Origin of the sequence: Polaromonas sp. 39-63-25 (genome assembly GCF_002278925.1) — a bacterium.
Taxonomy (GTDB): domain Bacteria; phylum Pseudomonadota; class Gammaproteobacteria; order Burkholderiales; family Burkholderiaceae_C; genus Polaromonas.
This window is the reverse complement of record NZ_NCJH01000022.1, coordinates 42529-52567: the sequence shown is the minus strand read 5'-3', so window position 1 is coordinate 52567 and position 10039 is coordinate 42529. Positions and strand designations below refer to the sequence as shown.

Sequence of the window (10039 nt, the reverse complement as noted above, 5' to 3'; positions counted from 1 at the left end):
ATCCTTGAGCGGCCGCAGGCCGCGCACCTCTTCGTGGGCCTGGTGCAGATCGCCCTGGGCGCGAGACAAATCGCCCAGCAGGCGCGCGTTGTCCTGAAGCGTGTGGACGGCCTCCTGCTGCTTGGTAGCCAAGGTCTCGTTCACGGCGCGCAACTCGGCCTGCAGGTACTGCACCTGCTGCTCATGCTTGCGCTGGTCCTGGTCGCGCTGCTCCTTGGTGGATTGCCGGAAATGCTCCAGCGCTTGGCGCGCATGCTGGTGTTTTTCTTCCAGGGACTGGCGATGGCGTTCTTCGGCCGCGATGCGCTCCTGCAGATCCGCCACCTGCTGAGCGAGCTGCGTGTTTTCCAGGGTTTTAGTGCTGAGCGCCTCGCTGGTTTTGCCGTGAGCGGTCTTTTCATCGGCCAGGGTGCGCTGGGTTTGCTCCAGCTGCCCGCGGATGGACTGTGCCTCGGTTTTCAGGGCCGCGGCGGCTTGCTGCTGCTGGCTGAGCTGCTCGGCGTGCCTGGCCTGCGCCGCGGTGACCCGCGCTTCCGCTTCCTCGTTGACGCGGGCCGCCAGGCGGCCCACCAGGTCCTGGATGGCCTCGCTGACGGCCACGCGGCTGCCGGTGGCCCCGCCTTCCTCTTCCTCGATCTCCTTCAGGTAACGATGGATGGTGGTTTTGGAGCCGCTGCCTAGCTCTTCGCGCACCGCATCGATGGACGGATTGCGCCCCGTGGCCCGCAATTTATCGCGGGCACGCAGCACTTCCGACTTGTAGATTCCGGCTCTGGCCATGGCTCACCTCTTTATTTCGTACCGTGGTATGTACCATGATATTACATACCATTTATGAGGTCAATAAGTTGAGCTTTTCGATAAAGCTAACGTTGGGTAATGCTGGATTATCGAATGTGAAGGCAAATTTTGGGCTGGTTGAGCCGGGGCGCTGGTATGGGGCGGACGTAATCACCCATTCGGCGCCATTGGCTTGCGTGATGCGCCCAGGCGGAAACAGCGGCCGCCAAAATTTGGTCCCCGCAAAGTTTGACGGGGTTATGCCTAAACAGGCATAATTTAGGCGATGTCGAAGCAAGCCCGCAAGCCCATCAAATGGGTCAGTTCCGCCAAGCGCGACCTCGATGGGATGCCGGAGGATGTCAAAGACGTTTTTGGACATGCCATCGACCTAGCCCAAGCCGGCGGCAAACACCAGGATGCCAAGGTCATGACGGGTTTCGGTTCGGCCGGCGTGCTGGAGGTGGTCGAGGACCACCAGGGCGATACCTACCGGGCCGTCTACACCGTCAAGTTCGCCGGCTGGGTCTATGTGCTGCACTGCTTTCAGAAGAAGTCCAAAAGCGGCATCGCCACGCCGAAGCCGGATCTGGACTTGATCAATACTCGCCTGAAAGCCGCGAAGCAGGATTTTGAGGTTTGGCAGGCACAGCAAGGAGCACGCAAATGAATGAGCACAGCGAAATCACCATCGAAGAAGGCAGCACCAACGTCTACGCCGACCTGGGTTACACCGACGCGGCCGAGATGCAGCGCAAGTCCCAGCTGGCCGGCGAGATAGCTCGTGCAATCAAGGCGCGCCGCCTGACGCAAGAGGATGCGGCGACGCTGCTGGGCATTGATCAGTCCAAAGTTTCGCGCATCACGCGCGGCCAGTTCCGCGGCGTCAGTGAAGCCAAGCTGCTGGAGCTGGTGGCCAGGCTGGGCCACGACGTGAAGATCGTGGTCGGCCCGATACGGCGCCGCGCCGGCAAGATTGAACTTCAGTTCGCCTGATCGGGTCCATCCTTGCGCTCCGGTTGCCCCTAATAGCCCTATCTATGGCTGTTGGGCATTGAATCGGGGAACTATCAAGTGTGCGGCCAGCATCAGTTGATGAAGCTCCTGCAGGTTCTTCAGCCCGAGTCGCCGCATGGCCTCGTCGCTGCTCAGGCGGTCCGTCGCGTAATGGTCCAAGATTTCGAGACGCTCACAGTCAGGGCTGCCAAATTCCCGGCCCACCGGAGCCACATCGAGCCAAGCCTGTTCCTCTCGCGATCTCCAGAGGGTTTTGGTGTGAGGCATCCGCAGGGATCGGGGTCAGGCCGATGGACGCTGGGACACCTTGGTTGGCCGCAGATTCACAATGAAGCCTCCAACGGCAATGATCAGAACAGCGAGTTGGGCAAACACAGTTTGCCAAGAAGGATAGATCCCAAGAAGTTCAACGCGTGGTATGGGAGCCGGATAGAAGCTCAGGAGGCCGGCTTCTTGGAGCCCGGCCACACCTTTGCCAGCCAGCACGATTGCCAATACTGCGATGAGCAAAGAACTTATCGCAAAGAACTTTCCAATTGGCAGGCGTGCACTGGTACGCAGAAGGACCACGGAGAGCAATGCCAGTAAAGCCGAACCGATCCCGAGTCCCGCCAACAGTGGCAGTCCGTTGTCCTCTGTCCATAACGCGGCGAAGAACAGCACGGTCTCGAAGACCTCGCGGTAGACCGCAATGAATGCTAGTGAAAAAAGGAACCACGCTGTTCGCTGGTTCAGCGCGTGCGACAGCTTTTCATTGAGGTAGATTTGCCAGCGCCCTGCAACGCTCTTCTGGTGCATCCAGATGCCGACGCCGAGCAGCACGACGGCGGCAAACAATGAAGAGAATCCCTCGGTGAGTTCACGGCTCGCGCCGCTTACGCTGACAAGGTAGGTTGCAGCGAACCAGGTGAGACCGCCAGCCGCGAGGGCCAGTGTCCAACCGGCGTGCACGTAGCGCAAGACATCGGGACGCTTGGCCTTTCGCAGGAATGCGATCATCGCGACCACGATAAGCAGTGCCTCTAGGCCCTCGCGCAGAAGAATCGTCAACGCCGCCAAAAAGGTCGTGAGCGCATCGTTGTCACTGGGCTGCAGGGCCGTCTCCGCTTGGTCCAGCAGCGACTGAAGCGATTGTTCGGCTTCCTCGCCCTTGGCTCGGTCCCCGGCGCCGAGGGCGTTCCGGTACGCCCCCATAGCGGTCTCGATCTGGGTCAACAAGGCTGCATCGCGAGCCCTGAGCGACGGTTCCAACGGTTCGAAGCCGTCCAGATACGCCGACAAGGCCAATTTACTTGCCCGTTGGCGATCACCCTGCGTGAAGGCTGCCAGGCTTTCTTGAAGCTTGGCCTTGGTCGCCGCCGTACCCTGCTGCGAAGCTGCGGCGTCCCCTGGATGGGCGCGCAGATGGGCGACGATCAACGGTGCGGTTCCCGGATCCAATTTGACAGCCAAGGAACTCTCAGAAAGCTGGGAGACCGCCTCCAGACCGGCCACGGCCTGTCTGGCACGCCGGTCGTTTTTCCACTGCGTCGCACCCGCCGAGCGATCGGCATCGGAGTAAGAAAGCCCACCCACGAAGAAGGCCAGGGCCCAACGATCGTCGTCGGACAAACTTTCCCTGAAGCTCGCCATGGCCGTACCTTGAACGCCTTGGGTCATGACTTGGTACAGCGCGAACGGCGATCGATTGCGGGCCCGATCCCGGTCCGTGAAGGCCGTAGGCGCTGGCTCGAGCCGTGCTCCAAGGGGACCATTGCCCGCGCCACGTTCGCCGTGGCATGCCGCGCAGTTGGACTGAAAAAGCATAGCGCCGCGCGTAAGATCCGGCGCCTTAGTGGGAGAAACCGGAAATGGATAAGCCTTTAGCAATGCCGCGGCCATCGCATGGGCGGCCTCTGCCACCGCTTTCGGGTCGGCCTTGCTCGCAATGAGCTCGATCAGCTTCGATGCTTGGCGCTGAAGCTCGGGAAGCATTGGCGTGCCTGGAAGCCCAGTGAGCTGCTGCGCTGCGGTCGCAGCGAATTCCTTCATCTCTTCGTATTCTGCGGCTTGCTCGACCTTGCCATCGCGCACTGCGTTTCCGTAGTCGACGGCAACATAGTCGAGTAACTGCCAAGTCTGCTTCGCTTTATCGCTTACAGGCGAGCCTGCGGCCCAAGCTGGCGATAACGACGCCATAACGAGCACCGTCGCGATCGCCAGGGATCTTCCACCGAGGAGAGTAAGCAATTTCATTTTTTTGTAGTGAGAATATGAATCATTATCATTTTAGCTACAGTCGGACTAATTAGTTTGTGTGCCAGCCTGACATCGGTCCTGCGACTAGCCTGCCAATACCTATCACTACCCAGAGCGACACAAAAATGTCCACACGCATGGTGAAGATCAGCGCCTGAATTCAATCCTCGGGAAAGGAAAGGAGGTGCGGTCCCCAGCTGTGGAATCAGTCATCTTGTTGACCAAGGCGGTCGATCTTTCGGTTGCATCGTTTCAAACAGCCGCTTTAACCTCCACGCCCTCAAGGAGAATCGTTCATGTGTTCCGGTTCTGCCCGTCCGGCCGTGCCCAAGAAGGCAGCGGTTATCAGCGCCAGGGCGCCGACACAAATAGCCACGTCGGCCAAGTTGAAGGCGGGCCAGTGCCAGTTACGCCAATGGAAATCCAGGAAATCAGTGACCACGCCATACATGATCCGATCTGCGGCATTACCGATCGCGCCACCCAGTACCAGGCTGTACGCTAGAGCCTCAATGCGAGTCAGTGCCGAACTGAGCATCCATACCAGCCAGGCAGAAATGACTACGGCAATAACGGTGAAGAAATACCGTTGCCATCCGCCAGCGCCCGCCAGTATGCTGAAAGCGGCGCCAGCATTGCTGGCATGCACCAGGTTGAAGAAACCAGTGAGCGGTATCTGATCCCCCTGTGGCATGGTCATGCGCACCAGTTGCTTGGTGGCGAAGTCCCCCAGCGCAATCGCCCCGCCCAGACACCACCAGATCCAGCCGGTGACCAAACGCTCCTTGAAGGTGTAGCGCGTTTTTGTAGCAGTCATGAGGTCTTCTCGAAGGTTGAAAATGTTTTTGTTCTGCCCGTGAATGCGGCGGCAACCGCGAAACAGAGCAGTCCCACCAGCCAGCCGCCCAGGACGTCGGCGGGGAAATGGGCTCCCATGGCAATACGTCCCCAACCCGCCCAGAGCAGCGCAGCGATCAGCACAGGCCGAGCGAATTTGTTCGAGATTGGCCAAAGAGCCGCCAGGACCAGTGCGGCATACACAGCATGGCCGCTGGGGAAACTGTGCCTCGGCTCGACGGGCGCTAAAACCCGAGCGACGGCTCCCAAATCGGTGGCTGGCCGAGCCCAATCAACCCCCCACTTCAGCAGGCTTGCGACTGCCAAGGCCAGAAGGCAAGCCCAGCCGAAGCGCTGCGCCTGGGCGGAGATCCGTTTGGCAAACACGTGCTGACCCTGGGTACCGGCCCACAGCGCCCAGACCACCAGGGCGGCGAACATCAGGGGCGCAGCCCAATAGCTGCCCAGCGCGCTGCCCATGTGCGCCAGAAACGCGGCTGATTCGGGCAGGCTGCCGTTGATCGCCTGGAACAAGTCGCGGTTCCAGCCATACCAGTCGTAGAGGGCGAGCTTCAGGTCCATGACCGACCGCAGCACGCAGAACTGAGTTCAATCACGCTGCATCTTTCTTTCCCAGCAAGCGCAAGCCGTTGAAGACGACCAGCAGACTCGCTCCCATGTCGGCAAATACCGCCATCCACATGGTGGCTTGACCAGTGAATGTCAACGCCACAAAGACCACCTTGATCCCCAGAGCCAAGACGATGTTCTGCGTGAGCACCTGCGCGGTCTTCTGCGAGAGCCGGATGAACGCGGGGATCTTGCGCAGGTCGTCATCCATCAGGGCGACGTCGGCCGTCTCGATGGCGGTGTCGGTGCCGGCGGCGCCCATGGCGAAACCGATGTCTGCGCGCGCCAGCGCCGGCGAATCGTTGATGCCGTCGCCGACCATGCCGACCTGGCCCTGGCCGCCCGCCAGGCCTTCAATGGTGCGCAGCTTGTCCTCGGGAAGCTGGTCACCCCGGGCCTCATCGATGCCGACCTGGGCGGCGATCGCGTTGGCTGTGTGCTGGTTGTCGCCGGTCAGCATCACGGTGCGCACGCCCATGGCGTGAAGGTCCGCGATAGCCTTCTTGCTGCTGTCCTTGACCGTGTCCGCCACGGCAAAAATCCCCAGCACCACCGACTCGTTCATCAGCATGACCGCTGTCTTGCCTTGGCGCTCCAATCCCTCCAGCGTCGACTGCAACGCTGGCGTGCTCAAGCCGCGCTCCTGGGTCAGTCGATGGTTGCCCAGGTGTAGCAAAGTGCCTGCGATCTGCCCGCTGACGCCCCGCCCGGGCAGCGCCTTGAAGTCTTGCACCTCCAGGGCCTGCGTTGCGGCTTGCTTGGCATGCCTGGCAATGGCCTGGGACACGGGATGGTCCGAGCGCGCGGCCAGGCTGGCCGCCCAGCGCTGCACCATTGGCTGGTCGCCGCTCAGCGTAACGAAATCGGTCTGCTCGGGCTTGCCGTGGGTCAGGGTTCCTGTCTTGTCCAGGGCCAACACCTTGAGCTTGCGCCCCCCCTCCAGGTAAACACCGCCCTTGATCAGGATGCCGCGCCGCGCTGCGGCGGCTAGGCCGCTGACGATGGTGACCGGGGTGGAAATGACCAGGGCGCAGGGACAGGCGATCACCAGCAGCACAAGCGCCTTGTAGATCCAGTCAAGCCAGAGTCCGTCCATGGCCAAGGGCGGGACCACCGCCACCAGCAGCGCCACCGCGAAAACGGCGGGTGTGTAGACCTTGGCGAATTGGTCGACGAAACGCTGGGTCGGCGCGCGGCTACCTTGGGCCGACTCGACGGCGTGGATGATGCGTGCCAGCGTCGAGTTATTGGCGGCAGCGGTAACCTTGTACTCGAAGGAGCCAGTCTCATTGATGGTGCCGGCAAAGACCTGGTCGCCCTCGGCTTTCTCGACTGGCAGGCTCTCACCAGTGATGGGGGCCTGGTTGATCGCGGAACTGCCCGAGGCGATGATGCCGTCCAAGGCAATGCGCTCTCCGGGCTTGACCCGTACCACAGCCTGCAGGGCAACCTCCTTGGCCGGCACTTCCAACCAGGCGCCGTCGGCCTGGCGGACGGTGGCGGTGGCCGGTGTCAGCTCCATGAGGCCGCGGATCGCATTGCGGGCGCGGTCCAGTGACTTGGCTTCGATCACCTCCGCCAGCGCGAACAGGAACATTACCATCGCTGCTTCGGGCCAGTGTCCGATTGCCATGGCGCCGGTCACCGCAATGGACATGAGCGCGTTCATGTTCAGGTTGAGATTTTTCAGCGCAATCCAGCCCTTTTTGTAGGTGCTGAGCCCGCCGGTGGCGATGGACACCAGAGCGAGCGCGACCACCACCCAGTGGTTGCCGCCGTTGGCCCAGTAGACGACTTCGGCCAGTACAGCCGCCACCCCAGAAAAAATCATCGGCAGCCAGTTGGTCTTCGGCGCCGGCGAGTACGCATCACGTGGTTCATCCGTGGTTTGCACCACCGTCTCATATCCCAGCGACTCGATGGCTTTGACGGCTTGGGCAATGGCCTCAGGTGAATGCTGGACCGTCAAGGTGCGCTGCATCAGATTGAACTGCAAGCCGGCGATCCCTGTCATGCCCTCCAACTTGCCTCGGATGAGTCCTTCTTCGGTCGGGCAATCCATCTTGGCGATCTGCAGTACTGTCGTGGTGCCGCCGGCCGCACCTTGGCGCTGCGCCTTCATGCCGATCGCGGCCAGAGCCTGCTCTATGGGTTCGGAGGAAGGGAGGGTGTGGTCAACAGTCAGCACGCGTTGCATCAGGTTGAACTCGAGCTTGGCAACGCCGCTGACCTTGCCCAGGCGATCACGAATCAAGGCCTCCTCGGTGGGGCAGTCCATGTTTTCGATACGGTAGCTGACTGTGACCCCATTGCCGGCCTTGGCGGCCTGGGCCACCGGCGCGCGGTCAGGCGCTACCGTCACAGCAGGGGCAACCTGTGCTTGCACGGACTCCGCCCGCTTGGCGCGCATGCCGATCGACGCCAAAGCGGCCTCCATCGACGCCGGTGCTGCAGCGTTCAAGGTCACGGCCAGCTTGCGTTCCGGGAGGTCAAATTCCAGTGTTTTTACGCCGTCCAGCTGCCCCAAACGCTCCCGGATCATGGCTTCTTCAGAGCGGGAATCCATGTTGTCAATCTGAAACACCACTCGGTCGTCAGAGGATGGAGCGCCGTCGGCCTGAGCCTTGGCCTTCATACCGATGGCAGCCAACACCGATTCCATTTTGGAGCGGGCTTGCTCATCATGGGTCACCACGAGCGTGCGTTGGTTGAGATCGAATTCGAGCGCTTCTATGCCGTCAAGTTTTCCGAGGTGGGAGCGAATCAAAGCCTCTTCGCTTGGGCAGTCCATGTTCTCGATGCTGTAGAGCGTCTTGGTCAGGCCAGCGGCTCGCCTCTGCGGTCGCATGCCGATGCTCCGCAAGGCATCTTCAACGGCGCTGAGAGAGGGCAAGGTGTGCGTAATCGCCAGCGTCCGTTGTTTAAGGTCGAATGCCAGGGCGCTCACACCGTCAAGCGCGCCCAGGCTCTTGCGGATCATCGCCTCCTCGTTTTTGCAGTCCATGTTGTCGATGTAATAAGTAGCCGTGTCGGACTTCGACGATGTACTGCATCCGCAGGATGAAGTTGCCGTTTGACTCATGGGGATTCCTGTTTGTGAGGCGGGGTTTCTAGTAGATTTGATATTAAGCAACCTAAAGTTGCTATAGAGTCAAGCTTTTTAGCGGGGATTCAAGATGCTGCGAATTGGAGAACTCGCAAAACGCGCCGACTGCCAAGTGCAGACCATCCGCTTTTACGAGGCAGAAGGCCTGCTTTTGGAACCTGCGCGCAGTGAAGGCAATTTCCGTCTTTACGACGAAAATCACCTGGAGCGCCTGCTTTTCATTCGCCGGTGCCGATCACGTGACATGACATTGGACGAGATCCGCAACTTGCTCATTTTCCGCGATCGACCCGAGCTGGACTGTGGCGAGGTCAACGAGCTGGTCGACGCCCATATTGTTCAGGTGAGGTCCAAGATTCGTGAGCTCAAGGCGCTGGAGCAACAGCTGATCGAGCTGCGTCACTCCTGCGATACCGTTCGTTCGGCCAGGGAATGCGGCATTCTCAATGGCTTGGCGCAGGCGCTTTAGCGTCATAAAGCCGGTGCACCTCTGCCGTTATGCCTACGGTGCAGCGGGTAACGCGCGCTTGTGCGCTGTGCGGCGGAAAGTTGTCGCGATCAGCTGAGAGGGCCCCAAGTCAACTGGCAGGCCTTCCAGAAAGTCATCGATGACCTCGTAACTGACTCCCAAGGCTGCTTCATCGGGACGTTGAGGTCGAAGGGTTTCCAAGTCCGCAGTGGGAATTTTCCCCGCAAGGCCTGCATCGGCGCCCAGAGCCGATGCAATGGCCCTGACCTGACGCTTGGTCAATCCGAATAGAGGCGCAATATCGTAGCCACCGTCGCCAAACTTGGTGAAGAAGCCCATCAAGGCTTCCGCGGCGTGGTCTGTCCCTACCACCAGGCCTCCGGTCGCCCCGGCCACAGCGTATTGGGCGATCATGCGCTGTCGGGCCTTAATGTTGCCCAATACGAAATCCTCTTGGAACGCATCCGTGTAGCGCAGTCCCCCCGCATGCAGCGCCGCCAGGGCAGCATCCGAAGCTGGCTTGACATCGACGCTTAAGTTCTCGTCCGGATCGATGAAGGTTATCGCGCGTTGCGCGTCCGCTTCATCGGCCTGGATACCATAGGGGAGCCGCATGGCGATGAAGCGCACCTGCAGACCCTCGCTGCGCAGCTGCTCGGCGGCCAGCTGGCACAGCCGGCCGGTCACCGTGGAATCGACGCCGCCGCTGATACCAAGCACCAGGGTGTGCGCTGCGGCGGATCGAACGTACCCTGCAACAAAGGCAGTGCGACGGGCGATTTCAGCGGCCGCGTCGAAATGGCGCGCCACGCCCAGCTCTGCGGCGATACGGACTTGGTCGACAGTGGCTGCCATGCACATCCTTATCTGTTTACATACGTTCTAGGGTTCCGCGATCCAGTTCCGGTGGCCAGCTGGTGCTATCGAGCAACCCATGCGGCCGGTGCCAGCGTTGGGGGGCG

The 10039-nt window shown here is 60.9% G+C and carries 9 protein-coding genes and 1 pseudogene; 3 read left to right on the top strand and 7 right to left on the bottom strand.

The features are described from left to right. Nucleotides 1-780 (bottom strand): DNA-binding protein (locus B7X65_RS20040; protein WP_293596054.1); only part of this gene is annotated, 780 nt, incomplete at its 3' end. 286 nt (nt 781-1066) lie between these two features. Between B7X65_RS20040 and B7X65_RS20035 the strand changes: the two genes are divergently transcribed. Continuing rightward, nucleotides 1067-1450: a type II toxin-antitoxin system RelE/ParE family toxin gene (locus B7X65_RS20035; RefSeq protein WP_293596053.1), complete on the top strand. Its 384-nt coding sequence runs from the start codon at nt 1067-1069 to the stop codon at nt 1448-1450. Beyond that, nucleotides 1447-1776, top strand: a complete 330-nt coding sequence (locus B7X65_RS20030) for a helix-turn-helix domain-containing protein (protein ID WP_293596052.1) — start codon at nt 1447-1449, stop codon at nt 1774-1776. Before B7X65_RS20035 ends, B7X65_RS20030 begins: the two co-directional genes overlap by 4 nt. Before the next feature lie 303 nt (nt 1777-2079). On the opposite strand, the gene B7X65_RS20025 is transcribed toward B7X65_RS20030, so the two are convergent. The 5 genes and pseudogenes from B7X65_RS20025 to B7X65_RS20005 form a co-directional block, all read right to left on the bottom strand. Next, nucleotides 2080-4032 (bottom strand): FTR1 family protein, encoded by a 1953-nt coding sequence (locus tag B7X65_RS20025; RefSeq protein WP_293596051.1) that lies wholly within the window; start codon nt 4030-4032, stop codon nt 2080-2082. 283 nt (nt 4033-4315) lie between these two features. Next, a complete protein-coding gene (gene lspA, locus B7X65_RS20020) occupies nt 4316-4852 on the bottom strand; it encodes a signal peptidase II (RefSeq protein WP_293596050.1) in 537 nt (178 codons plus the stop codon). Continuing rightward, nucleotides 4849-5454 carry a phosphatase PAP2 family protein gene (locus B7X65_RS20015; protein ID WP_293596049.1) on the bottom strand — a complete coding sequence of 202 codons (606 nt, stop codon included), beginning with the start codon at nt 5452-5454 and terminating at the stop codon, nt 4849-4851. Before B7X65_RS20015 ends, lspA begins: the two co-directional genes overlap by 4 nt. Nucleotides 5455-5485: 31 nt before the next feature. Next, nucleotides 5486-8350: a heavy metal translocating P-type ATPase gene (locus tag B7X65_RS20010; protein WP_293596055.1), complete on the bottom strand. Its 2865-nt coding sequence runs from the start codon at nt 8348-8350 to the stop codon at nt 5486-5488. Between the two features lie 12 nt (nt 8351-8362). After that, a pseudogene (locus B7X65_RS20005) lies at nt 8363-8584 on the bottom strand (heavy-metal-associated domain-containing protein); the annotation flags it as partial. 94 nt (nt 8585-8678) lie between these two features. On the opposite strand from B7X65_RS20005, the gene cadR reads away from it, so the two are divergent. Beyond that, complete coding sequence (gene cadR / locus B7X65_RS20000) at nt 8679-9077, top strand: Cd(II)/Pb(II)-responsive transcriptional regulator (RefSeq protein WP_293596048.1); 399 nt, start codon at nt 8679-8681, stop codon at nt 9075-9077. Between the two features lie 33 nt (nt 9078-9110). On the opposite strand, the gene nadE is transcribed toward cadR, so the two are convergent. After that, the gene (gene nadE / locus B7X65_RS19995; protein ID WP_293596047.1) at nt 9111-9932 is read right to left on the bottom strand and encodes an ammonia-dependent NAD(+) synthetase; all 822 of its coding nucleotides are present in this window, start codon (nt 9930-9932) and stop codon (nt 9111-9113) included. Nucleotides 9933-10039: the final 107 nt, after the last annotated feature.

Coding starts and splice junctions, on each gene's coding strand:
- B7X65_RS20025 (WP_293596051.1), bottom strand. CDS start 4,032: ATGAAATTGCTTACTCTCCTCGGTGGAAGATCCCTGGCGATCGCGACG.
- B7X65_RS20035 (WP_293596053.1), top strand. CDS start 1,067: ATGTCGAAGCAAGCCCGCAAGCCCATCAAATGGGTCAGTTCCGCCAAG.
- B7X65_RS20010 (WP_293596055.1), bottom strand. CDS start 8,350: ATGCGACCGCAGAGGCGAGCCGCTGGCCTGACCAAGACGCTCTACAGC.
- B7X65_RS20015 (WP_293596049.1), bottom strand. CDS start 5,454: ATGGACCTGAAGCTCGCCCTCTACGACTGGTATGGCTGGAACCGCGAC.
- cadR (WP_293596048.1), top strand. CDS start 8,679: ATGCTGCGAATTGGAGAACTCGCAAAACGCGCCGACTGCCAAGTGCAG.
- nadE (WP_293596047.1), bottom strand. CDS start 9,932: ATGGCAGCCACTGTCGACCAAGTCCGTATCGCCGCAGAGCTGGGCGTG.
- B7X65_RS20030 (WP_293596052.1), top strand. CDS start 1,447: ATGAATGAGCACAGCGAAATCACCATCGAAGAAGGCAGCACCAACGTC.
- lspA (WP_293596050.1), bottom strand. CDS start 4,852: ATGACTGCTACAAAAACGCGCTACACCTTCAAGGAGCGTTTGGTCACC.